Source organism: Rhizobacter sp. Root404 (assembly GCF_001425865.1).
Lineage (GTDB): Bacteria > Pseudomonadota > Gammaproteobacteria > Burkholderiales > Burkholderiaceae_C > LMDS01.
In genome coordinates, this window is the sequence record NZ_LMDS01000004.1 from 1,269,347 (window position 1) to 1,294,887 (window position 25,541).

General features: G+C 59.9%; 22 protein-coding genes. 6 read left to right on the plus strand and 16 right to left on the minus strand.

All coding sequences use genetic code 11. The features are described from left to right. Nucleotides 1-362: 362 nt before the first annotated feature. Entirely contained in the window at nt 363-836 is a 474-nt protein-coding gene (locus tag ASC76_RS24600) for a DNA-binding transcriptional regulator (RefSeq protein WP_082549009.1), read from the minus strand. 436 nt (nt 837-1,272) lie between these two features. On the opposite strand from ASC76_RS24600, the gene ASC76_RS10405 reads away from it, so the two are divergent. Continuing rightward, nucleotides 1,273-2,541, plus strand: a complete 1,269-nt coding sequence (locus ASC76_RS10405; protein ID WP_056465216.1) for a branched-chain amino acid ABC transporter substrate-binding protein — start codon at nt 1,273-1,275, stop codon at nt 2,539-2,541. 55 nt (nt 2,542-2,596) lie between these two features. Here the strand turns inward: ASC76_RS10405 and ASC76_RS10410 are convergent, their stop codons facing one another. The 5 genes from ASC76_RS10410 to ASC76_RS24620 all read right to left on the minus strand — a co-directional run bounded on the left by ASC76_RS10410 (nt 2,597) and on the right by ASC76_RS24620 (nt 8,378). Beyond that, the gene (locus ASC76_RS10410; protein ID WP_157615503.1) at nt 2,597-3,415 is read right to left on the minus strand and encodes a Crp/Fnr family transcriptional regulator; all 819 of its coding nucleotides are present in this window, start codon (nt 3,413-3,415) and stop codon (nt 2,597-2,599) included. A 217-nt stretch (nt 3,416-3,632) separates the two neighbouring features. Continuing rightward, nucleotides 3,633-5,090, minus strand: coding sequence for a CoA transferase (locus tag ASC76_RS24605; protein WP_371262108.1), 1,458 nt, complete (start codon nt 5,088-5,090; stop codon nt 3,633-3,635). 201 nt (nt 5,091-5,291) lie between these two features. Continuing rightward, complete coding sequence (locus ASC76_RS26570) at nt 5,292-6,029, minus strand: sugar phosphate isomerase/epimerase family protein (RefSeq protein WP_371262126.1); 738 nt, start codon at nt 6,027-6,029, stop codon at nt 5,292-5,294. Between the two features lie 88 nt (nt 6,030-6,117). Beyond that, nucleotides 6,118-7,425 (minus strand): chorismate-binding protein, encoded by a 1,308-nt coding sequence (locus ASC76_RS24615; protein WP_082549011.1) that lies wholly within the window; start codon nt 7,423-7,425, stop codon nt 6,118-6,120. After that, nucleotides 7,422-8,378, minus strand: a complete 957-nt coding sequence (locus tag ASC76_RS24620) for a tripartite tricarboxylate transporter substrate binding protein (protein WP_082549012.1) — start codon at nt 8,376-8,378, stop codon at nt 7,422-7,424. The genes ASC76_RS24615 and ASC76_RS24620 overlap by 4 nt, the downstream gene beginning before the upstream one ends. A 148-nt stretch (nt 8,379-8,526) precedes the next feature. Here ASC76_RS24620 and ASC76_RS26575 point away from each other — a divergent pair, with 148 nt between their 5' ends. Together ASC76_RS26575 and ASC76_RS25240 are read left to right on the plus strand one after the other, a co-directional pair. Then, nucleotides 8,527-9,459 carry a LysR family transcriptional regulator gene (locus ASC76_RS26575; protein ID WP_162247102.1) on the plus strand — a complete coding sequence of 311 codons (933 nt, stop codon included), beginning with the start codon at nt 8,527-8,529 and terminating at the stop codon, nt 9,457-9,459. A 182-nt stretch (nt 9,460-9,641) separates the two neighbouring features. Continuing rightward, nucleotides 9,642-10,394 carry a carboxypeptidase-like regulatory domain-containing protein gene (locus ASC76_RS25240; RefSeq protein WP_157615508.1) on the plus strand — a complete coding sequence of 251 codons (753 nt, stop codon included), beginning with the start codon at nt 9,642-9,644 and terminating at the stop codon, nt 10,392-10,394. 130 nt (nt 10,395-10,524) lie between these two features. Here ASC76_RS25240 and ASC76_RS10420 read toward each other — a convergent pair whose 3' ends face one another. After that, nucleotides 10,525-11,526 (minus strand): LysR family transcriptional regulator, encoded by a 1,002-nt coding sequence (locus tag ASC76_RS10420; protein WP_082549014.1) that lies wholly within the window; start codon nt 11,524-11,526, stop codon nt 10,525-10,527. A gap of 96 nt (nt 11,527-11,622) precedes the next feature. On the opposite strand from ASC76_RS10420, the gene ASC76_RS10425 reads away from it, so the two are divergent. Both ASC76_RS10425 and ASC76_RS10430 read left to right on the plus strand, forming a co-directional pair. Beyond that, on the plus strand, nt 11,623-13,167 hold the full coding sequence (locus tag ASC76_RS10425) for an NADH-quinone oxidoreductase subunit L (RefSeq protein ID WP_056465219.1): 1,545 nt from the start codon (nt 11,623-11,625) through the stop codon (nt 13,165-13,167). 98 nt (nt 13,168-13,265) lie between these two features. Further along, nucleotides 13,266-15,749, plus strand: coding sequence for a YbcC family protein (locus ASC76_RS10430; RefSeq protein WP_157615683.1), 2,484 nt, complete (start codon nt 13,266-13,268; stop codon nt 15,747-15,749). A 155-nt stretch (nt 15,750-15,904) separates the two neighbouring features. Here the strand turns inward: ASC76_RS10430 and ASC76_RS26580 are convergent, their stop codons facing one another. The 3 genes from ASC76_RS26580 to ASC76_RS24635 all read right to left on the minus strand — a co-directional run bounded on the left by ASC76_RS26580 (nt 15,905) and on the right by ASC76_RS24635 (nt 17,615). Beyond that, entirely contained in the window at nt 15,905-16,297 is a 393-nt protein-coding gene (locus tag ASC76_RS26580) for a response regulator (RefSeq protein ID WP_082549015.1), read from the minus strand. A 122-nt stretch (nt 16,298-16,419) separates the two neighbouring features. Next, nucleotides 16,420-17,073 (minus strand): LysE family translocator, encoded by a 654-nt coding sequence (locus tag ASC76_RS10435; RefSeq protein WP_235580412.1) that lies wholly within the window; start codon nt 17,071-17,073, stop codon nt 16,420-16,422. A 332-nt stretch (nt 17,074-17,405) separates the two neighbouring features. Next, the gene (locus tag ASC76_RS24635) at nt 17,406-17,615 is read right to left on the minus strand and encodes a DUF1737 domain-containing protein (RefSeq protein WP_082549016.1); all 210 of its coding nucleotides are present in this window, start codon (nt 17,613-17,615) and stop codon (nt 17,406-17,408) included. Between the two features lie 330 nt (nt 17,616-17,945). Between ASC76_RS24635 and ASC76_RS10445 the strand changes: the two genes are divergently transcribed. Further along, entirely contained in the window at nt 17,946-18,566 is a 621-nt protein-coding gene (locus tag ASC76_RS10445) for a cysteine hydrolase family protein (RefSeq protein ID WP_056465221.1), read from the plus strand. Between the two features lie 81 nt (nt 18,567-18,647). Here the strand turns inward: ASC76_RS10445 and ASC76_RS10450 are convergent, their stop codons facing one another. From ASC76_RS10450 to ASC76_RS10465, 6 genes are all read right to left on the minus strand, one after another. Further along, nucleotides 18,648-20,198 carry a methyl-accepting chemotaxis protein gene (locus ASC76_RS10450; RefSeq protein ID WP_056465222.1) on the minus strand — a complete coding sequence of 517 codons (1,551 nt, stop codon included), beginning with the start codon at nt 20,196-20,198 and terminating at the stop codon, nt 18,648-18,650. A gap of 979 nt (nt 20,199-21,177) precedes the next feature. Further along, a complete protein-coding gene (gene cysM, locus ASC76_RS10455; RefSeq protein WP_056467268.1) occupies nt 21,178-22,080 on the minus strand; it encodes a cysteine synthase CysM in 903 nt (300 codons plus the stop codon). A gap of 238 nt (nt 22,081-22,318) precedes the next feature. Continuing rightward, the gene (locus ASC76_RS25245) at nt 22,319-22,705 is read right to left on the minus strand and encodes a hypothetical protein (RefSeq protein ID WP_157615510.1); all 387 of its coding nucleotides are present in this window, start codon (nt 22,703-22,705) and stop codon (nt 22,319-22,321) included. A 63-nt stretch (nt 22,706-22,768) separates the two neighbouring features. Then, nucleotides 22,769-23,281 (minus strand): GNAT family N-acetyltransferase, encoded by a 513-nt coding sequence (locus tag ASC76_RS10460; protein WP_056465223.1) that lies wholly within the window; start codon nt 23,279-23,281, stop codon nt 22,769-22,771. Between the two features lie 112 nt (nt 23,282-23,393). Beyond that, nucleotides 23,394-23,918 carry a hypothetical protein gene (locus ASC76_RS25250; protein WP_157615512.1) on the minus strand — a complete coding sequence of 175 codons (525 nt, stop codon included), beginning with the start codon at nt 23,916-23,918 and terminating at the stop codon, nt 23,394-23,396. Between the two features lie 155 nt (nt 23,919-24,073). After that, the gene (locus tag ASC76_RS10465; protein ID WP_056465224.1) at nt 24,074-25,225 is read right to left on the minus strand and encodes an epoxide hydrolase family protein; all 1,152 of its coding nucleotides are present in this window, start codon (nt 25,223-25,225) and stop codon (nt 24,074-24,076) included. Nucleotides 25,226-25,541 lie beyond the last annotated feature (316 nt).

Sequence of the window (25,541 nt, forward strand, 5' to 3'; positions counted from 1 at the left end):
GAATCGGTAGCTAGCGGCGGGGGTTGTAGGGATCCCGCTTGTATTCAACAAGAACACTAGGACACAACCACCGACCACCAGAAGAGCTTGAACTCGTACAAATGCTCTCCGAATCGACTTGCCGGCCATCCTCAGACGTGGCCGATTTATTGGCGCGTATTGCGCCCGCCCCATTCATAAGCGTCTCCTGGCGAACGTAAGCCGCGTTCACCGGACGCTTACCAAGGGTCGCCAGCTCTTCGGACGAGTCCACCCGATCCACGGCCAGCGCACGCGCACTTGTAGGTCTGCTTCTGCACGAAGGTGAAAGGGCCTTATGCAGCCGCTTAACACCGGCGCCGCTAGTTGTTCAATCGCAGCTTCTAATCTTGCTCTTCCACGGAATTGCCAGGCGCGGCACGGGTCGCCTCCAAACGAGCGGTTGCAGCCTTTTTCCCCAACGTTCGTAGTGCCGCTATTGCAGGCATGTACTTGCCTCTAGGCTTCGATTTTCCCTCTTCCCAGTTGTAAACAGACTGCGAAGTCGTGCCAATCAGTAGACCCAAGTCTGAAGCGGACAAGCCCAAGCGCTTACGCTGACTTGCAAGTCCCTTCGCGCTGAAGCGAACCGACTTCTGATCGTCCTCATTCTCGCGAGACGCGGACGAGGGTTTGTCCGACGGACCATTTTTCATCCGGCGCACTTCCTGCTCTAGCGTCTGTGCCCGTCTCTTCAACAAGGCGATTTCTGAGCGATATGTCGCTGCCGCCTTCTTTAAGGCTGTCGTTTCGCCTTTTAACTCTTTGCGCGCGATGCGCGCAATCTCAGCCTTTAGAGCGGTCGCCAGATTCGCCATGCAAGTTCGTCCTCGTGATGCGTCATCAGATGAGTATCTGCTTTTAATGATACCTCCTAAGTCACGAAACACAGAAAGGCTCTCGCCCCAAGTGCCGGCTACGACAAATTGAAGCCGAACCGGTCACTTTGAGTGTGGACAGTGGCACCGTCACAGCAAGGGGAATGCGGCCAACGCAGTGCGGACGGCGTCCCAAGCCAATTGTCTGAGTCTGGTTGCCGAGCTGAGCTAAGCGCCGCTCGTAGCCCAACGGTCATCTAACAGACACCCCGATGACATTTCTACCTCCAGTAAGGCTTCCCCTAGAGTCTCAGTAATCGAACCGTTTGGAGTGGAGCTTTCCGCTTCTTACTGCGACTTTTCATCATCTACTGAAGGGTTGGGCGCTCCCTGCGAGAAGGTGGCAAGGCCTAAGCCCCAAGACACTTGGAAGTACATGACACGTCTTCAATTCCTGCTTCTTTCCCTTGCTGCAGCTGTTGCACCGGCTATTGCGTCTCCAGGTCCAGAGCCGGTCAGAATTGCCTTCATAGAGGGTCTATCGGGCCCTTTCGCCAACGTCGGGGAAGCGTTCTATCGCAACTTGCTTTTCGCCGTCGAGAACGTGAATCGCCTCGGGGGGGTTCAGATGCCAGGCGGCGCCCGACCACTAGAGCTGCAGCGCTTTGACGGAAAGAACAGCCCTGAGAATTCTGTGGCGGCTCTTCAATCTGCGCTCGAAAAGGGGATCACGTTAGTAGCCAACGGCAACGGTTCGGCTGTGGCGACCGCACTAGTTGACGCACTCAACAGACATAACCAGCGGTCACCACAGTCACGCGCCCTGCTTCTCAACTACGCTGCCGTGGACCCTGCCCTCACGAACGAAAGGTGCAGTTTCTGGCACTTCCGCTTTGAATCTAACTCAGATATGCGAATGGCAGCGCTAGTCGATGTCCTGCGCTCCGATGGCAGCGTCAAGAAGGTCTATTTAATCGGGCAGGACTACAGTTTTGGCCAAGCATTTGCGCGCGATGCTCGCGCTCGCATCACCGTCGCCCGGCCTGACATCGAGATCGTCGGTGACGACCTGCATTCCATTGGGAAGGTCGCTGATTTTCTCCCGTACGCTTCGAAAATCAAGTCCAGTGGGGCGCAGGCAGTCTTTACTGGCAACTGGGGAAGAGATCTCACGCTTTTAGTAAAGGCTCTTAAGGACGCGGGAGTCACCGCCCGCGTGTACACGTTCTACGGAAACTCGCTGGGGGCGCCAGCAGCAATCGGGGAGTCGGGCATCGGGCGCGTGCTCGCGGTTGCCGAATGGCATCCAAACATGGGCACCCCTTCTTCCCGTTCTTATCACATGGCCTTTCGCAATCGGTTCTCAGCGCCGGAAGACAACTATCAACTGGCGCGAACTCAGGCGCTCGTCGAGCTTTTAAAGATTGCCTTGGAGCGGGCGCGAACCACAGAGGCGACCGCCGTAGCACGGGCCCTGGAGGGGCTGCGCTATGAAGACTCGGCGCTGGGCGGGCTGACTGCAGGTTGGATGCGCGGCGAGGATCACCAATTCATTCAACCACTCGTCGTCAGCGTAATGCAACGCGCGGGCTCAGTCGACGCTCCGTTTGACAACGAGGGCTCCGGCTTTGGGTTTGAGACGGTCAAGCTTTTCGATACTCGATTCACCGCCCTACCTCACCGATGCAACATGCAACGTCCCTAACGCTGTGAGCGCCGCCCTGGGTGGGGCAAGTAGTACGGGCCTTGTGGTGAATAACTCACTTGATTTCGCCAGCAAGGACACGGCGCGTTAGCTCCGTCGGACTACGGAGGTTCATGCTCCCGTAACGAAGTTCAACCTCGCCGATGCGCTCGAGACAGTTGAGCGCCTCGTTCGTACGCTGCCGCGAGAGGCGAACGAACGAGGAGATTCCACTTTGCGTGAGCGGCACGTAGTAGTTTCCGTCGAACAACATCTCGGGTACAAACAGATCGGCAAGCTGCAGCGCCACCCCGGCGTTTGTCCCGAGCTTTTGCGGCCACAGCGCCCGCCTTCTCAAGGCGGCCATGCGTTCGGCTTGAATCTCAAGCACCAGACGTCCAAACGCTGGTTGTTCATCAATCAGATGTTGGAAGACTGCCGTACGCAGCACTGCAACCTGAGTTGATACCACGGCGACGATCCTGTGCCCGGTCATCCCGCTGGCAAGCAGCTCTTCTTCGCCGTACCACGCGCCAGGAGGGAGCCCGCACGCCGGTCGATCGCTATAACGATCGTCCGCCTGGCGAACGAGAAAGCCATCGATGACACCGATCCATCCCGTCGGCTGGCAGCCGGCCTCGCAAATCGCTTCGCCAGGCAAGAGCCGTTTAGTCTCAACGCCTGCGTCGAGAGCTACGAGGACCTCGGCTGGCATGCGCCAGCGCCAAGCCGCGCGTTCGTGACAAAACACTTTCAGTGGGACTTCGGTTCGCGCTTTGCGAACCGATTCGGCACGTGACCGGACAAGATCTACGACGATCTGGCCAAAACTGCCCGCTGGCGACGGTAACGCTATCCGATCATCATTTTCTGTGTGCGCATGCTCACCTTGCATGTGGTCAATCCTGTCAGCTGTAACTACCCGGCGTTCTACCTTCCGCGTGGGCTACATGCGTGAAATGTTGGCTAAGCCAAGCGGGAGAGATTCATCGATCCCGGTGACGTAGCGAGTATTGCAACAGCCACCGGCTGGACTGTCGTCGTAGACAACATCGTTACCGGCTTACTAAAGGAAGGTGGCGATGGTCCTCGGACCCAGCGTCCTCGACCGCTCACGACCCTCGTAGGTCCTGGTATGTAGATGGCCACCGTGCCGGGCTGGAACCGGGCGGCATGGACGGCCTCAACCACATTACCGGCGTCATTTCGAACTTGGCCGCATGGCGCACAGCGACAAGTCGGCCAAAACCGGTATCCACCTTCTCAAGGAGATCTTCGATGCCGGTCGGTTTGGTAGCCTGAAGGCCGTTCGGGACGCGGCCGAGACTTCGCAGCCAAGCACTGGTGTGCGCGAGCGACAGCCTTACCTGCCATGAGCCACCTTCCCGTTGCTGCCGCAAGATGGCACATTGCGCCGCGTACGCCATTAACAATCCCGTTGCGTGGTCGAGGATCTGCATCGGAAGAGCCCGAGGTGTTTCGGCACCCGCAGCTTGCGCTTCGGCCAAGTTGAAGCCCGTTGCCGTCTGCACCAAGGAGTCAAACCCCCGCCGATCGGCCCATGGGCCGTCGTGACCGTAGGCGCTGAGATCAACATACACAATCCCTGGGGAAAGCCTCGCCAGATCGTGAGGGGCGAAACCGAGTGAATCTATTCCACCAGGCCTATAACCCTGGATGAACACGTGTGCGCCGGAAACAAGGTCCTGCAACGCCGCCTTCCCCTCCGGTTTCCGCAGATCAACGAGCGCTGACAGCTTTCCCCGACTGGTTTCGACAATCGCGCCAACGTTAGGGAGGTTTGGAGAGTTAACCAGCATCACCTCCGCTCCGTACGCTGCAAGCGCCCGGCCAGCCACTGGACCGGCAATTATTCTTGTCAACTCCAACACCCGCAGACCTTGCAACGGCGTCTGATCTGCCGACAGCGGAGGCAGCTCGCGAGGAGGCGCCTCACCGATCTTCTCCAGGCTAAACAGAGGTGAAGCTGCGACGGCGCGCCCTTGCGCGTGCTCATCCCATTGCTTAAAGGTTCTTGCGGCGGCCACGACTAATCCGCGCTCCGCAGCGGCTTGCTCGAGCTTCTCGGCCTGCCAGCCTTGAAGAGCGCCTTCGACCGCGTCCCGTTCGGTCAGCTCTCCTTCGGGAAGGCCGATTAAGCGGAGAAAACCGTCTCTATGGTGAGCGAAATTGGCGTGTACGCGAGCCCATGTGCAACTCCCTCCGGGCTTGCAGCGGTATAAGCCAGACAGTTTGTCCCAAGCATTTAGCGTTTTTCCGTTAAGAGTGAAGTAGGTCGTGCACTCATGCGCGGCGTGCCGCATGTCAACAGCGACCCCTTGTCGAGCAAAGCCGCGCTGGTACCGAATTTCTGCGGCGGCGAGTGCCGCGGCCGCAAGACTTGACTGTGCGGCTGTCGCAACCGCAAATGATGATGGGAGCACCGGTTCAACACCGCTTAACGTAGCCCACCTGAGAGCCACGGGGTCCAACTCGCCGAGCGTCCAGAGCTCTCTCAGCACATCGGCCGGTCGAGCGGAAGAACTGCTCTCTTCGTTAAGGTAGCTCAATTGGTTACTCCGTCGTATATCGAATGATAAGCATGCCGAGTTCACGCCCACATTACGCGCGAGGGTACGAAGCTCCGTATCCCACCTCGGCTGCGGGCACCTTTCGTTACGCCAACTGCTACGCTACGACACTGTGGCGACGACAGCGAAATGTCGCCCTTCGCATCCCGCAAGACATTTTCAAGCGTTTGGGCTAATTCGCTACGTCGGTAAGATTGCTGCTCGCGAGCTGCGGGAACCATCAATCTGCTCGAGCCATACCTTAAGCGCGCGAGCCTCTGTGGCCAACAAGCATGGGTCGTCCCCTGGCAGGAACTCTAGTAACGCCCAGCACTCCCGCGCCGATGCGGAGACTTGGGTGCGCAGAACGTCGATCCAGAACGCCTCCCCTTTGAAGAGAGGATGCCGTTGCAGATCCTCATCCCATTGAAAGACATGCAAATGCGCCAGGTGGGGCGTCAATGCACGGAGTTGCCGCTTAGCAATCTCTGCGGTAACGCCTGGAAGCGGCTGCCAATAGGTTCGTAAATTCTTCCGGCCAGCGTCAGCAAGCAGGCGGAGGGTGCTCTCGTCACCCTCGGTCAAGGTGAGGCGGTGAAACTCGAGTCCGATTGCGATGTTGTGCTCGGCAGCAGCGTCACACGCCAGCTGCAAATCCTTTACACACCGCGTCCACGCTTCCGCGCTTGCTTGGTCAGGAGAAACGCCGCGAGGACCAGCCCAGACGCGAATGAGAGGCGCGTTTAGCGCCAGAGCCGTCGCCAGAGTCGGAAGGAAGTCTTTTCCCGTGCCCGCGTAGAAATAGCTTCCGTAGGAAACCACGCGAATTGCCTCGCCCTGGCACATACTCCGAATCTCGGCTGCGCGCTTCAGCGCGCCGGGCGGTGCGTGTCCGGTTGCACTCCATTCAATTCCCGCTAGACCAGCGCTTAGCGCCATTTTGACAACTTGCGCTGGCTCCAAGGTCGCAAGCGCCACAGAGCAAAGTCCCGCGTTGATAGCTGCGGCGCGGTTGCGCGGTTGCGCATCAAGATTCTGAAGCAAGTGATTGCTCAACTCGATCGAGGCTTTCGATAAGAAAGCGTGCTTTGGCCAGAGCTTCGCGATGTTCGCTTGATGGATCGGAACCTGGCACGATCTTGCCGCCGGTGCGAATGGCCGCTTGGTTGCCTTGCATCCATAGAGAACGAATGATCACAGCGAATTCCGCGTTCGAATCTGCCCTTAATAACCCGATAACTCCGCCGTATGGCCCGCGCTCTCCGCCTTCAATTTCGTTCCCAAGCGCCCACGCCTCCTGCTTCGGGTATCCGGAGACTGCAGCAGGTGGAAAAACGCCGACCAGAGCATCACTGAATTCGAGTTCTGGCTTTAGGTGAGCTTGCAGCACCGTGTACAGATGCATCACGTGAGAGAAACGACGGACTTCACGGTCTTTCAATTTGGCGATATGTCCACCGAGTGCCAAGGGACGCAGCGCCTGCATTTCGGCATCGACTACGATCTGATGCTCGGCCGCATCCTTGGGGTTCGTTTGAAGATCCCGCAGCGCTTCTTCATCACGAGCAGCGTCACCCGCAATCGGGCGCGTGCCCGCGTCAGTCTCCAAAATGACGTTGTTTTTGTCCAGCTTCAGATAAGTGAGCGGCGAGCTGCCTACGAGGGACAGGTTCCCCAGCCGGAAGCAGTAACCATAGGTCGAAGGGTTTTGGCGTACCATCTCCCGATAGATGTTCTTGGGCGGTGCTTCAGTCACTCTAGTCTGGCCAAGCGACAACACTGCGCCGTGAATCCCCCGCTCGTTCAAGCCGCGCTGGACCTCGCGAACACGAGCCAGGTACTCAGCACTGTCCACTTCCGGTTGCCAGGTTGTCGCAGCGTCCCCACGAGCCACCGACTGCGAGGTAGCAGCGCGACTGCAACGGGCAATGTCTCTCTCTAGTGTCTGAGTGATGGGCACGTCCTTGGCAGGCCACCTATGAACCAGGCGACCGGTCTCCCAATCGATTTCAATGGATTCATCGGCATGTGCGACGAACCAAGCGTCCGCAAGCCACCGGTCGCTCAGCTTGATGCCTTTACCACCCGCCGATCCCAGGACGATGACGTGCAGCAGATGATCGCTATCGGCTCTCCGTGATGCCAGCACAAGCGCGTCACGAAGATTCTCGCCAGGCGAGCGAGTCCAGCGAAGCACCAGCGTTGTATGACTCCGCGCGCGCGTTCGTGGGTCGAATCGCTCGAACAGCAGACCGTCGTTCACGCTTAGTGCCTCCATCAACGACACCGGATCAAGATCAGCCGGTACCGAGTCAATCACCAGTTCTGTCTTCATTGGCGGGCCTTGTCACCGAGCAAAGCGATGATGTTGGAGTACTGTTGCGCCTCCTGTGCAATTCGTTGTCGAAGGCTTTCGGAGCCTGTCCCCACCACTCGAAAACCTATGCCGAACATCTGCTGCCGTATGTCGGGATTTCGAACCAGCACGGTGGTAACTTCTTCAAGACGCTTCAGCGCAACTGCTGGCATGCGCCGGTGAGCAACCATTGCGACGAGACCCTCGACTTCGAGGCTGCGCACACCCATTTCGGCAATTGAGGCAACGCCCGGTGCCAAAGTGCTTTGCGAGCCCATGACTGCCACTGCCCGAAGGCGTCCAGCGATAACGTGCTGCATGAAACTGCTTGGCGGCAGCAGCGCAACTTGCACCTCCCCGCTCAGAAGCGCTGTGACCAAGGGGGGATTGCCCTGGTAAGGCACGTGGTGGGCCTGCCAACCCACTCGCTGCTTGAGGAGCTCCATGCCGAGGTGTGCCGCGGAGCCATTGCCGGACGACCCATACGACCAGCCGTTCCCTGCCAATCTTCCCTTGGCCAGCACACTTAGCGGCGAGTCGCCCCCTGCCGATGCGCCAGCGACTAGCACGAAGGGCGTTGTACCTATAAGAGCAATGGGACGAAGGTCCGCCGCGGGGTCGTAAGGCAACTTTGGATTGAGCAACCTAGCCACTGTCAATGGGGCTTGAGGAGCAATGCTAATGAGGTGCTCATCGTCACTGCGAGCGAGCGTAGACATCGCGATAGTGCCGTTAGCGCCTGCCTTGTTCTCGATCAACACCGGGTGCCCGAGCTCGCGCGATAGGGACGGTGCCAGCAGCCGAGCCACTCCGTCAGGCGAAGAGCCAGGCGGATAACCGACCAAGATCCGAAGCGGCGATGATGGCCATGTAGATGCGCGCGCCGGCAGGATGGGGCAAGCCGCAGCCGCCAAAACTATGCGACGGCGCATCAGAAGGGGTTCGGGCTGTGTTGTCAAGGCTGTCTCCAACTAGCGTTAGCGATGACTTTAGGAAGGCGCATCCATACCGTCCAATACAGTTACTACCATAGCGGCATAACGCGAAAATATGGGGCTGCACAGACAAGGCCCGCTTCAAATGGACATAAGGCAACTGCGGTACTTCAAAGCCATCGTTGAGTGCGGAAGCGTCAGCTTGGCAGCGCGCCGTCTCTTCGTGGCCCAGCCAGCCTTATCGCTGCATGTGCGAACGCTTGAGCGCGAGCTCTCTTGCAAGCTGCTGGAGCGGCACCGCGCTGGCGTGAACCCAACTGCGGCTGGGTTGGCGTTGTATGCAGAAGCCGCGGCCATAGTCGAAAGGCTTGAAGCGATTCCAGTGCGGCTAGCGGCACCCCGTCAGGAGCTTCCACAGTTACTGCGAATCGGCTTTATACCGACAGCACTGTTTTCGCTGTTGAGCGATCTGGTTCAGTGCGCGAGCGCACTGTCTCCGTCGTTGATCGTTGACGCCGAAGAGGGATCTTCCGCCCAGTTGCTTCTATCGCTTTCTCAGCACGAACTAGATGCAGCGTTCGTGCGCGTGGCAGTTGTGCCGCGCGGCGTTCACATACTCGCAGAGCGCGAAGACCCTTACGTTGTGGCGATTCACTCGGAGCATCCGCTGTCACGGGGACAACGGCCACTAGAACTGGGGCGACTGCGCAATCAGCGCTTAATCTTCCTCGGCCGCGATCAATGTGCGATATGTCACGACCACGCCATGGCAATCTGCTTTTCGGCGGGCTTAGACCCGAGCGAAATTCGTTACGTACCCAACTTCGCATCGGCGTTGCAGCACGTAGCGGCCGGCCTAGGCGTCGCTATTGTTCCGGCCTCGTCATCGTTGGTGGCGCCAACGTCAGTGACCCTGCGATCGCTTGCCCACTCAGATGTGCACAGTCGCCTGCAGTTTGTCCGGAACGCGAGTAAGCCACTACCGGCAGAAACTGATCTTGTCGCGGGCGTTGAGCGGCAGTTCTCCGCCATAAATCGAAAGTCCGTCGCTTCGCGAAGGTCGAAAAATCGGCTATGAATTTCGGCTCAGTAAGGGCCGGCAACACATCGACTCGATAGTTGCAGAGGGTAGGAAGCGAGTTCAACAGTTCTCATCTCACGCTGCTCAACTCTCTTCATGATCTATGGTTGATGAAAATAAGTTATTGCGGAACTGCGCCATATCCGAACTAGTAGCCATACCGCAGGGAGGCCATACACGTGAAGAATTTCTCTCGTTCGATCAGCTGTTTAGAAGCATTTCTCGCCCTCGCACTTCTTTGCTCAATGAAAAGCGCACACGCGGACTTTGTGTTCAAAGTCGAGCCTCTGGCTGGTCGAGTGGTAGACAGTACGAGTGGACAGCCTATCGAGGGCGTGAGTGTTCTCGCTGATTGGGCGTTAGTAAATCAAACCCTGGACGGGTCACGCTCCGCAGGGCATCTGCACATTCAAGAAGCCGTGACGGACGCCAACGGCGCCTTTTCGTTTCCTGGCTTCACAAAGGTTGGCCCAGTTTTTAAAGATCTGGGTTCAGGCGACCCATACATATACCTATACAAGCCCGGCTACGTCGCGGCTTTCAAAGGCGGGTCGCTGAACCCCAAGAGTCGCACTTGGCCGCGTAAATCGATCCTGGATGGACGAACATTTCGCCTGGCGTCATTGACGCAGACCAGCACAACTGATGAGAGCTGGGTGCTCGACTCGATTGTCATCCGCCTAGATGACGTATTGAGATCTTGCGCTTGGGCTCAGACGCCCAACTTCTTTCGTGTAATGGTTGAAGACGCCTATCGATTGCGTGAACGCTATCCCAACGCGTCTATAAGTAGTGAGTACTTCAAGCTGGAGAGCGCCACTCCGGAGAACTGCAAGTTGCCTGCGCCCGCTGGCCACTCTGCCAAGCCTCAAGCAAAGGCTGAGAAGCGGTCGTCGACGTCCCGCCCGTTGAGCAAGGATTCGTCCGACTAGAAATCTCCACGGCTCCTAGCGGACGCTCCCCTTTTTACCTGAGCCGATTGCCAAGGGGCCCGAGCACTTGCACATCACGTGTATCCAAGCCAAGCAAGCGGGCTAGCGTGCAAGCGCCCGAGCACGTCCTTCAAGTCGGTGTACGGATCGTTCCTGGCAAAGGCTTCCGCGTGCTGCCACTCGCGCTTTTTTTCTGGACCGGCCCAAGCGTGTCCCGGTCGTGCTGCAAGGTGGCCTCCTCTGCAAGCGGTGGCGAGTGCGCAAGCAGTTGCTCCAGCCTCTCCATGCGATGCCGGTGCGAGGTGGTGATCGCGTAGAAGTTTTCCTGCAGCTTGGTCGACCGCCCGACAGTCACCAGCGCGCCGCTGCGCAGCTCGTCTTGCACGACCACCTCGGGCAGCACCGTGAGCCAGCCGCTGTCGCGTGCCACGAGACGCAGCATCGCCATGTCGTCCACTTCGGCGCGCAGCCGGGGCGTCACGCCGACAGCCGCGCAGAGCGCGTCAAACTGACCGCGCAAGGCATGGCGGGGTCCTGGGAGCGCCAGCTCCAGACCGCCAAGATCTTCGGGGATGCGCAGCGAGCGACCGCGCCATGCGCTCCCGGGCCCGACGAGAGAGATGGCTTGGCTGCCGAGGAAGCGGCAATGCAGCGGCCGATCGGGGCTGGTTGGCATCGCCTCGTTGGCGAGCACCACATCGAGCTGGTGCTCGAGCAAGCGTCGCAACAGGTCGTCGAGCAGCCCGGACTCGAGCGAGAGTGTGACCTGCGGATCGGCAAGGAGCGGCCTGATCCAGTTCTCCTGATAGTTGCGTGACAGCGTCGCAACGCTGCCCACCCGCAACCGCACCATGCCGTCACCGCGGCCCTGCAGCCGACCCAGCAGCTCGCGTCCGAGTCCGAAGATGTTTTCGGCGTACGAGAGCGCGAGCTGTCCGGTTTCCGTCAGCACCAGACGGCGTCCGCTGCGTTCGAACAGTGCTTCCCCGAGGCGATCTTCGAGCTGACGGATCTGGCTCGACAGGGCCGACTGGGACACATGCAACTCTTGGGACGCCTTCGTGAGGTGCCCCGTCTTCGCCACGCGCCAGAAATAGAAGAGGTGGTGGAAGTTCAGCTGTTCGATTTGCATCGTTCTTTTTTTAAGAATATTACGTTCACATCAAAGTATTTTACAGAACAGTTCAACCTGCGCACGATCACTCCATCGAGTACCTGAGTGCCACCTATGAAGTTGATGAGTGCCCTTTCAGTCGCTTGCGCGCTGTTGCCGCCCGCGTTGATGCTCGCAGCCATGCCTCATGGCTGCACTACACCGGTGCCAGCGCTCTGGAGCCGCTTTCAAAGCCTGGCACTGCCCGCGTTGGTGAGCAGCGTTGCTGCGCTCGCGCTGCAACTTACCGCCCCGCCGGACGGCACCCGCGTCGACCTGTCGCCCTGGCTGACTGCCACCCTCACGGGTGCATGGGTCGCGGTGCTGGTGCAACTGCTCGGCACGACGATCGGCTTCTTCTCGTCGCGCTATCTGCAGGGTGAACCGGCGCAACGACGCTACGTCGCGTCACTCGGCGGCGTTCTGGCCGCCGTGCATTTGCTGCTGCTTGCCGACCATTGGCTGGTGCTCATAGCCGCCTGGGCGGCCGTCGGTGCGGCCATGCAGCCGCTGCTGTGCTTCTACGGCGACCGGCCCTTCGCGCTGCTGGCCGCTCACAAGAAGCGCCTCGGCGATCGCCTCGCGGACCTTCTGCTGATCGCTGCGGCCACGCTCGCATGGAACGAGGTCGGGTCGGGTTCGCTGTCTGCGCTCTGGCAACATCTCCAGCTCGGCCCGGCTTCGAGTGCGCTGCAGGCGAGCGCGGTCTGCCTCGCCCTCGCCGTTGTGCTGCGCACGGCACTGCTGCCGGTGCACGGCTGGCTGATCCAGGTGATGGAGGCACCCACGCCGGTGTCGGCGCTGTTGCACGCCGGGGTGATCAACCTCGGCGGCTTCATCCTCATTCGCTTCGCGTCTCTGCTCGAGGCGGTACCACTGGCGCGCTGGCTGCTGCTAGTCGTAGGGCTGCTCACGGCCTTGCTGGCTGGATTGGTGATGCTCACGCGCATCAGCATCAAAGTGCGGCTGGCTTGGTCGACGGTGGCGCAGATGGGCTTCATGGTGATGGAGTGCGGGCTCGGCCTCTACACACTCGCGCTTCTGCACCTGCTGGGCCACTCGCTTTACAAGGCGAATGCCTTCCTGGCGGCCTCGGGCGCGGTGGGGGAGACGCGCCGGCGTGTCATGCGAGGTCACATGGCGCCATCCTCGGCGAGCTTGCTGGTTGCGCCGATTCTTTCGTCGATGCTCGTCGGGGGCTTGGTCGCGTTGCTCGGGGCGATCACACCAGCGGCGCCGTGGCCGTGGTGGTGGAGCGCTGTGCTGGCGCTGGCCTGGGCACCGCTGCTATGGCTGCCGTTGCAGCGGCATCCGGACGCGCCGGGCGCAGTGCGAGGTGCCTTGACCGGCGCCGGCATGGTCGCCGCGCTCGTGCTGGCCGCGATGGTCGGTCACGCGGTGCCCTTCGGCTTGAGCGACGCGCCCCACGACGCGGCGGGCCTGGTCGCTCTGGTCGGCATGGCCGCGCTCTACGTCTGCCTGGCGCTGATGCAGTCCCGGTCGCCGTTGCTGACCGGCTGGCGCCGCTGGAGCTACGCAGGCTTTTACATCGACGAGTTCGTCACGCGGACGGCACTGCGCGTGTGGCCGGCGCGATGGACCGCTCCCGCCACCCCTTGACCACGACCGAGGAACGCTTCATGGACATCCTCACGACACCCCGCGTCGAGCCGAGTCTCGACCGGCAGGCCGTTGCGCCGACCGCCCGCTCCTTGCCGATGGTCGCGCTCGACCAACGCATCGACGCGGCCTGCGCCCAGGCCTGTGGCGCCATCGCACCGGCCTGGCCGCTGGACCGCGCCATCGCCGTCAACCCGCACTGGGAGCGCATCGGACGCAGCGTGCGCCATGTTGCGGCCCGCATGGCCGTGCTCGGCGCCGTCAGCGTCTTTCCGCCGCGTCGGCAATTCCGGCAGGCCTGGGCGTCGGGCCGCATCTCCGCCGCCGACCTGGAAGAAGCGTTGGCGCGGTGCCCGGCCGCGCAGGCGGCCCGGCTGGACGCCGCGGGGGCCATCGCCACACTCGACGAAGCTGACGTACTGCCCCGGCTGCCGCTGTTGATCGATGTGCTCGACGACGACCCGCAAGGGCGGTCGCGCCTCTCGTGGCGCCAGGCCATCACCCATCAGGTGAGCCAGGTCTGCGCCGCTTATTTCGACACCCGGCAGGCCGACTGGCAACCTAACCGGTCCGGCGGCCTCTATGCGTTCTGGCGCGACACGCTGACGCACGACCACGGCATTGGCGTGCTGATGGGCCTGCCCGACATCGCGCGCGGCATCGCCTCATTGCCCTCGAGCCGGGAGGATGCCGAGCGCTGGGTGCTGGGTCGCCTGGGTTTGCCGGAGAAGGTGTGGCCAGATTACCTCGAAGCGGTGCTGCTCACGGTCAACGGCTGGGCCTCGTGGTGCGCCTACCTCGCATGGGAAGCCCGTCTTCAGGGAGGCAGCGACGCGCACCTGCGTGACCTGCTCGCAATCCGCCTGGCGTGGGGCGCGATCCTGCTGGAGTGCCGCCATGACCAGGACGCCGAGCGCGCATTCACGGCGCTGCAGACCCGATGGACGTGCGCGCCTGCGCTGCTGCAGCAGGCCGAGGCGGCGTTGCTCGTCGACGAGGTCTGGCAAGTCGCTTTCGAGATCGGCTATCAGCGCGATCTGGCGCGGCGGCTGCGGGCCGTGGCGCCGCTGCCAACATTGCAGGACGAACCGGCGGTCGAGTTTCAGGCGGCGTTCTGCATTGACGTTCGCAGCGAGCGATTGCGCCGGGCCCTAGAATCGCTCTGCCCGTCAATGCAGACGATCGGGTTCGCGGGGTTCTTCGGCCTGCCGGTCGCCTACACGCCGCTGGCGACCGAGGCAAGGCGCCCGCAATTGCCCGGCTTGCTGGCCCCGGTGATGAACGTGACCGACCGCGTGGCCGACACCGCTTCGAAATTTGGAGCATCGGGGGACGCGCTGCAAGCGCCAGCGCGGCGGCAGCGGATGCGCCGTTTCGCAGCGGTCGACCGGTGGTCGTGCGGCTTTCGCTGGTCGGGTGCAGCGTTCTCGTCGGTCGAGGCCGTCGGGACGGGCGCCCTGGGTCCCTTGGCCCGGTGGCTGTGGCCCTCGCCGTCCGCGCGCCGCTCGGTCGACGCTACCGGCTTGTCGCCACGCTACCGTTCGGTGTGCAGGCCCGTGCTCACCGGGTTGGACCCGGCCGCCAAGGTGGATTTGAGCGCCCGCGTGCTGCACGCCATGGGGCTGGATCGCGGCCTGGCACCGCTGGTGCTGCTGGTCGGTCACGGCAGTCAGAGCGCGAACAATGCCCAGGCCGCAGCGCTCGACTGCGGCGCGTGCTGCGGCCAGACCGGCGAAGTCAATGCCCGGGTACTGGCCCACCTGCTGAGCGAGGCCGAAGTGCAGGATGGATTGCGCGCGCGAGGCATCGCCATTCCCGACGACGTGGCGTTTGTCGCCGCGCTGCACAACACGACAACCGACGACATCGAGGGGTTCGACCTGGACCTCCTGTCCGCCGCTGCGCGCGAGCGCTGGGACCGGCTGCAGGCTGTGCTCGCGCAAGCCGGGGACCAGGTGCGTCGCGAGCGCGCTGCCACGCTCGGCCTCGACCCCCGCTCGCCGTACGCCGCGCTGCTCCATCAGTACCGCCGTCGCGCCAACGACGGCGCCCAGACCCGGCCGGAATGGGGTCTGGCTGGCAACGCCGCGTTCCTGATTGCGCCGCGTGCGCGCAGCCGTGGCGCCGTTCTGGAGGGCCGCGCCTTCATGCACGATTACGAGGCCAGGAACGACGCGGATGGAAGTGTGCTCGAACTGCTTATGACGGCTCCGATGCTGGTGACGCATTGGATCAACTGGCAGTACCACGCATCCATGTGCGATCCAAAGCACCTCGGCAGCGGCAACAAGCTTCTGCACAACGTCGTTGCGGGAAGCATCGGGGTATTCGAAGGCAATGGTGGCGACCTTCGCATCGGGCTGGCACAGCAGTCGTTACACGACGGTGATCGGTGGCGCCACGAGCCGCTGCGGCTAACCGTCGTGGTCGACGCTCCTGCCGCTGCGATTGAGCGGGTGGTCGGCAAGCACGCCGTCGTGGCGCGACTGATCAGCAACAACTGGCTGCACCTCTGGCGCTTCACTGACGACGGTGGCTTCGCGCGCTACGCACGCGGCTCCTGGCAGGAAGTGAGGCTATGAAGACATGATTTTGGGATCGTTGGGCCCACGTTTCAAATCCGAAAGTGCCACTCTGTGAACGGCCCGCTCACAAACCTCGGGGGTTTCTTTGCTTCTTTTCCTCAAAAGCTGGAGGCGCCTCAGAGGATTGCTTGTCGATTCCCCTCTGCGTCGCCCTACGAGTCTGGGGAAAGCCGAGCGGCCAACATTCGAGTTGCCTCATTCAGATCGATGGGCTTCACCATGTGGACATCGAACCCCGCTTCCATCGCCCGGCGTCGGTCTTCGGCTTGCCCCCAACCAGTCGTCGCAACAAGTAGCGCGGTCCTACCGCCACGACGTCGCCGCAACTCGCGCGCGAATTCATAGCCATTCATTTTCGGCATTCCGATGTCAACGAAGCAAGCAATGGGGGTGACGCGCATCGCGACATCGAGAGCCTCCTCACCATCCCCTGCCAAATGCACGGTGTAGCCCTGAAGTTCCAGGAAAGCGGCGAGTGTCTCGGCAGCCTGTCGTGCAAGCGTTCTTGGAACACGCTGGGAAAAAACCGGATATCTGAACGGCATAACCGATTCATCCCGTTTTGGCACCCCATCTGGAACGGCCCAAGCCGAGTTTGAGCAATGATCAACGTGCACTTTGCCTGGTTGGACTGAGTTCGAAGACGTCGAAAATCCTTCACAAGGATTTAGCGCGCCGACCAAATCAGCTTCAAGCCAAGGACCAACATTACGGCTCCCGCCACTCTGTCGAGGGCACCCTTGCAGCGGAGATTTCCATTTCGAAGGCGCCCGGCGGACAGTACCAAGGCGACGGCTGCGTACCACCCCGCCTCGACTATGAAGACAAGAGCGACTAGTGAGAGCTCTAAGGCGAGCGTCTGTTCCTTGGGCAGGAAGGCAGCGAAAACACTTGCGTACACCACAGCGGTTTTCGGATTGCACACCTGAGTCGTAAAGCCAGCGGTGAAAGCTCTAAACTTCGTGAGGCTCACACCTCGCGCTGAAGCGCTCGTTACGAGTGGCATTCGGGCGGACATCCAGATGCGGGCCCCGAGATATACGAGATATATCCCTCCCACTACCTTGAGAGCTAGATACATCGAAGGTACGGCGAGCAAAAGTCCTCGCAAGCCTAGCAATGCGGCTATGGCAAAAACGACCCCACCTGCACCCATGCCAAGGGCGGTATAGAGCCCAGCCAACCTCGTTGAAGAAGCGGCCGTCCTAGCCACCAGAATGAAACTTGGGCCTGGACTGACAACACCGACTGCCAGGGCGGCGAGTATGTTCAAAAGCGATGAGAATTCTTCCATGAGCGCTCTGGTTGTGCCCTGCGTCATGCAGACTCGTGACGTTTGCGACGGCGCTGCTGCTAGGCGTCGCCGCCTTCCAGATTTAGATAGGCGGCTATCTCATCGTCGCTAGGTCGCCAGAAAGCGCCGCGCTCCTCATATATCGTCGCAAGCGCCAACAACGACAGAATGTCCTCGGCCTGTAGCGTGCAGTCCTGGCGTTCCGCAACATAGAGACGGTGTCCGCCGCTCCGGCGTGAGACTGTGTAGCCCATTCCGATTAACACGGCCAGTGCGCCAGGTAGGACATTTGATGCTGTTGAAAGTCTCAGTTTCTTCTTCCGCGCAGTGCACGTGCTATCTGTTCGGCAACGATGAGGCTAGATTCTCTTACAGGCAATCGACGTCTCCAGAGAAGGCCAGATGACAGCTTGGGCAATGACTACGGTTTTTCCATCGAACGTGGCTGCCGGCGGACCATATAGCTTGTAGCCGAGCGCAACGGCCTCGCTTACGCGACGGCAGAAGGCTGACTCATCAGCCCCGGACAGCAAGCGATACGTTGGCAATCCATCAGGCGGTTTATTCATATGGAATCCGCTTCAGTCAATCAGGCGGAACGCATATTGTCGGAGAAGTCGTGAAAGTACGAGATTCCGATTTTTCATGTGAGGTTCGATTGCGATTGCGCGAGCTGGGAGCTACGCATTCCGCGCCGAGTTTCGAGAGAGCGCGCGGACCACATGACGGAAACGACGTTCACGCTGCCACAATCAGGCGAGTTGCTTCGGGCGTGTCAACTCTTACCAAACTTAGAGGCTAAGGCTCTGCCGCCTGCGCACTTCTCATGTCCTAACAGCCTTACTTCGACGTGGCTGCCGCACTGCCAACCTAGAAATTTCCACCATTCCACAAGTACGATGATTAACAGATTTCAATCCGACACTGCACTACTTCTCATCGACGTTCAGAAGGGGGTCAACGACCTTCCGCACTGGGGCGGCGCATCCGGACGACGGAACAATCCTGAGGCCGAACTGAAGATGGCAGCGCTTCTGGACGGGTGGCGGGAACTGGCGTTCCCGATCGTTTTCACGAAGCACAATTCCAGACAGAAGGTGTCTCCTTTGAAGGACGTTCTTCCAGGGGGAGACTTCATTGAGCCCCTTCAACCGCTTCCAGGCGAACTGGTGGTCTCGAAGGACGTGAACAGCGCTTTCATCGGAACAAACCTTGAACTAGAACTGCGCAGGCGCGCAGTATCTCGACTAGTGGTTGTCGGTTTTTTTACGAACTTCTGCGTTGAAACAACCGTGCGCATGGCTGGCAACATGGGGTTCGATACCTACCTGGCCCACGACTGCTGCGCGACCACGAATCGCTTCGACCTAGATGGGCGCGACCATGATCCCGAAGATGTGCATCGCCTCTCCGTAGCTAGCATGCACGGAGAGTTCTGCACGGCACTCTCACACGACGATATTCTGGGCTTGCTGACATCCGATGCCAACGATCTCGTTCGAGTGCAGAGTAACGAATGAGGGGGTGCACCGGACGGCCGCCTCCGCAGCGAGGAGGGAATCAACGGCCGTGCCCCCGAACGCTCGGATGTGTGATGGCACTCACAGGTGAAATGTGTCAACGACCTGAGATAGTCGAACGGTCTGATCTTTCAGACTCTGGGCAGCGGCAGCCGACTCTTCGACAAGAGCCGCGTTTTGCTGTGTCATCTGATCAAGTTGAGAGACAGACTGATTCACCTCATCGATGCCCTGACTCTGCTCCCCAGCGGCCGCGGTAATCTCGCCGATGATGTCGGAGACGCGCTTCACCGAACTCACGATCTCCGTCATCGTCTTGCCGGCGTCAGCGACAAGCTTGGAACCATCGTCGACCTTACCAACTGAATCACCGATCAACGTCTTAATTTCCTTAGCTGCAGCAGCGCTACGTTGAGCGAGGGACCTCACCTCGGACGCGACGACCGCAAATCCCCTACCTTGCTCGCCCGCCCTTGCCGCTTCTACGGCGGCATTTAGCGCCAGTATGTTGGTCTGGAAGGCGATACCGTCAATCACACTGATGATGTCAGCGATCTTCTTGGAGGAGGCGTTGATCTCGTCCATTGTGACTACCACCTGGGAGACCACCACTCCTCCGCGGGCGGCAATCTCCGCGGCGGAGAATGCGAGCTGATTCGCATGGCGCGCCGACTCGGCCGATTGTTTGACCGTACTCGTAAGCTGTTCGACCGATGAGGCCGCCTGCTGCAGGTTAGACGCAGTTCTCTCGGTTCGAACCGACAGGTCCTGATTGCCAGTAGCGATTTCCGCGCTTGCGGTGCCGATACTGTCAGTTGCGCTTCGGACCTGGACCATCGTTTGGCGTACCGAACTGACCATGCGCTGAAGTCCGTCGAGCAGGCTTCCCTTTCGAGCGTCTGGAAGGCGCACGTCCAGGTTGCCCCCCGAGACCTGATCCATTATTTCCATAGCCTTTTGCGGATCGCCCCCAAGTTGGGCGAACACACTGCGCTTAAGCATGATCGATGCTGTTCCGATCGCCGCAAGTACTGCGAACCCGGCCAACAGCTGGTGAAGGGCTGCGTTGCGTACCTGTGCGTTGACGTCATCCATGTACAGACCAGAGCCGACCATCCAGCCCCAGCCCGGTACCGCGATTACATATTGCAGCTTCGGGACTGCTTCGGTCGTCTTTGGACGAGGGAACATCGTATCGACAAAAGCGGTGCCGTCCTTGCTATTTCGCAGGCCGTCCGCGAGCGCTTTGACGATATCGACGCCTTGTGCATCCTTGACCTTACCCAGAAGGTTCGTCCCGTCCCATTCAGTCTTGATTGGATGCATTACGCCTGAAATGTCCAAGCCGAAGACGTAGAAGTAGTCCGCGTTCGTTGCGCCGTAGCGCGAAATGCGTAGAGCGTCCAAAGCCGCTTTCTTTGCATCGCCCTCGTTGATTTTGCCGGCAGCCGCTTTCGCCTGGTACCCGACCACAATGGAGTGCGCGGACTCGACCGCAGTGCGCAACGCAGCCTTGCGGCCCTCCACTATCTCGGTGCGCATTTGCAGCACTGAAAGCCCGGAGACAATAGCGATCCCCAGAAATGCGCTGGTCATCAGCAGAGCGATCTTCTTGCTAAAACTTAGGTTCATGAGAGATTCGGCTGATTGGAGCGCCGATACTGATGCGGAACACCCCGCCATATCGGCTTGAAACGTTTCGGCTTGAGCGCACCGGAAGCGAACACGCCTTGTCTAAACATCCGAAAGCCGCGCGCAACCGCGGTCACTTCAGTCGCATGGCAAGTTTTCATGCGACCAGTGTGAGACGCTGTTCCAATCTATGATCGTTTGGAAGGACCGACGACCGTCTGTTCGTTGAAAAATACCGGCGGACTGTTCCGACAGTGGCACCGGCGCGTGACTCCGATCGAGCGCTCCCCGGGGTCGCGGGTTCGCCATACCTACACGAGGCCTTCTAGTAGCGTCCATGTCAATCAACCGCAAGATCCGAAATCTCTCTCCTTTTTCGTTTACCGCCGCCTTTGTTTTGCACACATTGAATGGGTTCTGGTGCCGCGGGATGCTATGCGCGACGATAGTTTCATTTAGCGGATCGCCTGCCTACTCGGCGCCTACCGCGACACATGTGGAACGCGTGCACAACCGGGCGATTGTGTTGTTCCGAGGTGGCCGTTTTCCAGAAGCGTACGGCCGATTCGTAGACTTGGCGAATGCTGGGCATCCGGCTTCAGCAGAATATGCACTGTGGATGTGCGCGCGTGGCCCCGCACTGTTCGGAAGCGAATGGGATTGCTCCCCTCAGGAGGTGACCGCTTGGGCAAAAATCGCGGGGGCCACGGGTAAGAAACGCTAGGAGGTCGCCCTTCGCCTTTTCGGGGGCGACTCGTAGAGAGCACAAGACACACTGAGGCGAAGTGTGTCCACGTGGACATCGCAAGCTCGCGCATCCGGAACTGGCTTTACACCGTCGCTGCCAAAGAAAATAGCTGCGCGCACGCCTACGTGAGGGCGACGGAGTTGGAACAGAGTGGGTGTTCCCTTCCCCAAAAGGTGTCCGTTCTGGACCAAACCGGACAACTAGGGCCCCTTTGTCTCCGAGTTGCCAGGTTCATGCGGAAAACACGTCGCTCGAGAGGTAACGGTCACCACGGTCGCAGACCACGAACACGATCGTCGCGTTCTCGACCTGCTTGGCGACCTGCAGCGCGACCCAGCACGCGCCCGCCGCCGAGATGCCGGCGAACAGGCCCTCTTCGGCTGCCATCCGGCGGGCCATGTCCTCGGCATCGGCCTGGCTGACGTAGATCATCTCGTCGATGAAGGTCGGGTCGTAGATCTTCGGCAGGTAGGCCTCGGGCCATTTGCGGATGCCAGGGATGCGCGAGCCCTCGCTCGGCTGCGCGCCGACCACGCGGACCGCCTTGTTCTGCTCCTTCAGGTAGCGCGAGGTGCCCGTGATCGTGCCGGTCGTGCCCATCGCGCTGACGAAGTGGGTGACCCGGCCCTTGGTGTCGCGCCAGATTTCCGGCCCGGTGGTCTCGTAGTGGATGCGCGGGTTGTCGGCATTGGCGAACTGGTCAAGCACGCGGCCCTTGCCGTCCTTCTGCATCTGCTCGGCCAGATCGCGGGCGTATTCCATGCCGCCGGAGCGCGGCGTCAGCACCAGTTCGGCACCGAAGGCCTTCATCGTCTGCGCCCGCTCGATGCTCAAGTCCTCCGGCATGATCAGCAGCATGCGGTAGCCGCGGATTGCTGCGGCCATCGCCAGCGCGATGCCGGTGTTGCCCGAGGTCGCCTCGATCAGCGTGTCGCCGGGCTGGATGTCACCGCGCTCCTCGGCCCGCCGGATCATGCTGATCGCAGGCCGGTCCTTCACCGAGCCGGCCGGGTTGTTGCCCTCGAGCTTGCCGAGGATCACGTTGCCGCGCTGGTCGTTCTCGAGACCGGGGATTCGGATCAGGCGCACCAGCGGCGTGTTGCCGATCACGTCTTCGACGGTGTGATACTTCAGGGCAGCTTTCGATCGGGGCGTGGCGCTCATGAACGTTCCTCGGTAGGCGATCTGCGCCGGAAGGACCGCCCATACAGAGACGTGTCCCGCTTGCGGCGTGTCGCAGCAAGCAATTTCTTAACGGCGCGCGCTCTGACAACCGCGATACCTACAACACGATAAGTACGTTTCACACGGGCCTCGTCATCCTAGGGTCGTGACGGCGGCATGGGTCTATTAAAGCCGGGGCGAAAGCCGCTTACTTGCGCACTTTCACTTCAGCCGAGGCCGTCAACTTGTCAGACTTCAAGATCGGGCGCACGACTGAAAGAACTCGCTCAACATCGTGTCCATATAAGTACAGGTAGCCGTCATTGCCATCGGCGTGAAGTTCGGATTCACCAATATCTCCGACACGAGCGCGCTTTAGCGCGCGTTCGAGCTTACGTTCTAGGGATCGGATCTGAGCGGCTTCACTGCGGTTGTATTCGAAATGAACAACGACCGCCGGCGTTTCCAGCTTCGAAGGGGGCGCGGCGGACGCAGTTCCCGTAAGCACGACAATGGCCACAAGCTTCGCTAGTCGCAAGTCAATCATCGTAAACACAGACCTTTGGTTACCTGCATGGATGTTGCCTGCGGCCAAGCTCAATCGAAGCGTCGCACGGTAGGACTTAAAAAACGGAAGCGACTTACACCTTAACTGCGTCTAGTCGTTCCCAGCAACTGCGAGGCGCTTGCTGAGGACTACGCTGCGATAGACCTTACCCGGCCACTGAACCCACCCAACACGCTTATAGCCAAGCCGAGCGTAGAACTCAATGAGATGAGTCGCTTGTTCGGCGGTATCCATGGCGAGTTCCACGAACCCGGCCTTCTCCGCCCAGTGTTCCGAGCATTGGAGGAGCATGCGGCCTATTCCCAAGCCCTGGTACTCGGGGTCGACCGCGAATTGATGCACGGCTGCGACGCCAAGGCGAGTGAAGTATTCGCATGCGTTCTTTGCGTAGGTGGGTTGAGCAAGAATCGTTCCGACGATCTTCGATCCTTTAACGGCAATAAAGCATTTTCCACCCCTCATTCTTTCGGCAGTGACCTCGGCTGTTTGGCTTACTGCGGTGTAGTTCAACCCCGCCTTGCCAAGAGAAGCGTACGCTCGATGAAGCAACCCCGTGAGCTCAACAATAGAGTCGGTTTCTTCGAATTCGCGGGTCTGCACCATGCTCTTCTATGCGGGACTAATCTTCAGCGATGGAAGGGCACCATGTGAAATCGCGCTACGTATGCCAATCTAGGCCAGCCTGACAAAAATTGAAGCGCAGAGCCTCTCTGAATCAGCTATTACCTTGTTTTAGTGATGCGGCGATGCTAGACAAGAGATGGTTCTGCGTATCGAGTAGCGCGTTCTGCTGCTCGAAGAGCGCTATCGTTCTCCCTTGCGGGGAGTCCTTTTGCTTCATCCTGTGCACAAGGTACGTCCACACCGCGATCAAAAGCAAAGCGGGACCCCAGCTGGCTAGGAAATCTATGATCGACTTGCTGATAGGTAATGACCTTGAGTTTCGAGCGCTTCCGGCATCGGCGGAAACAACACGAAGCGCCTGAGTTGAATAAAACGATTTCGGACGTGCAGCCGCATCTCGAATACGAAACGCCACCTCTTGGTTGGGCATTACAACGATTCCGTAGATCGGCTGCGTGACGGTGTCAATCATCAGCCCCCGATCGTCGAAGTACTTCGCCTCGATAACTACGCTCTGCAAACAGCCTGATGAAGAGTTTTTTAGCGTTGCCAAAGTGGTGATGTTCCGCTGCCCGTCCTCTTCGGAAACATCCAAGCTGGGCGAGACGATCGACAAATCTTCCGTCCTCCCAAGAGGCCCATCGGCCGAGCAGGTGGCAAAGGCGCCGCAATTGACTCCCAGGAGACCAATACACAGCGAGCGCGCACATCGTCCCAACGGTGTCGTCGCATGGGAAAGTCTGTGCGCCCACAGTCGTATTCGGTGGGGTCTCACTGAAAGAGACCAAATGATTGATGAATTTCGCGAGCAAGGGATTCTGGCTGTTCAAGAGCTGCGAAATGGCCACCTGCAGGCAATTCGCTCCACCGAGCTACTTGAAACACACGCTCCAACCATTCTCGAGGCGGATTGACGATCTCCCTTGGGTAGCTGGCAAAACATAGTGGGGGGATGATCCGTTCGCCAGTCGCGAAAGCGAGTGGCTGTGCTGCGTTCTCTTTGTACATTCGCAAAGTGGACGCCACATTGGCTGAGAACCAATAAAGCGAGACATTTGTGAGGAGCGTGTCGATGTCAAATCGACTGAACAGGTCCTTCTTGCCATCGCTCCACGCGAAGAATTTTTCGATAATCCAGGCAGCCAGACCGACCGGAGAGTCGACTAACGCGTGGGCTAAAGTCTGCGGCTTTGTTGAATGGACGTGGCTGTATCCGCCCTCATGCTGCATCCAATCTTCACGGGCAAACCTCCACGCTGCCTCGGCCGGAGAGAGCGGCCGTTCCGGCTTGCCAAGCGGCGGCTGGTAACCACTCGATATGAAGTTCAGGTGCAAAGCCCGAACAGCTTGCGGATACAGGCGTGCCATCCAGATACTTACACTGGAGCCTATGTCGCCGCCCTGCGCGAAATAGTGGTGGTAGCCCAATCCCTGCATCAGTTCGTGCCACATGGATGCGACTACACGGCTATTGGTTCCGGGACGGCGAGGCGCTTCCGAGAAGGCGAAACCGGGCAGCGACGGCACCACAACACTGAAGGACCGAAAACCCGGCAAGCCATTGTTCGAGGGATCGGTCAATCGAGGAATGAGATCGAGCATCTCGACGAACGACCCAGGCCATCCATGGGTCAAGATGAGCGCTGGCGAGTTTTCATCCACGCCTTGGACGTGCACGAAATGCACCTCTAGTCCGCCTACTTCCGCGCGGAACTGAGGCATCTCATTGATGCGCCGTTCCGCCGCCCTCCAATTAAAGTGGTCCCGCCAATAGCCAACGACGCGCTGGAGAACCGCTGTAGGCATGCCGTCCACCCAATCGTCGTGGTGAAGGTCATCGGAGAATGCAGTGAGCTCAAGACGCCGCTGCAGATCAACCAACGCATCCTCATCGATATCGACCACGAAGCGGGTAGTTTTCATTCGTACGGTATCTGTCCGCGAGCAGCCAGCCATGAGTCCGGGATGCTGCACCAAACTGAGAGGCGAGCGCATCACATGCACACTTATCATGCAATGACGAGGAGCGACTAGGTAACGGCTGCTTGCTGCGCTTCTGCTCAGCCACTGCGGAAGCGCTGGATCTGTTCCTCGCTGAGGGAAGAGTCGTTGGTCAAACGCCTCATCAACCGGCCTGCAAGAGAGTGTGCGATAGCGACGCGACCGGCGCATAGCGAGGTTTGGCGCGCGCGAGTGCGAGTGCCTTCGACGCTGACTTCGAATCTAGGATTGACGAAGT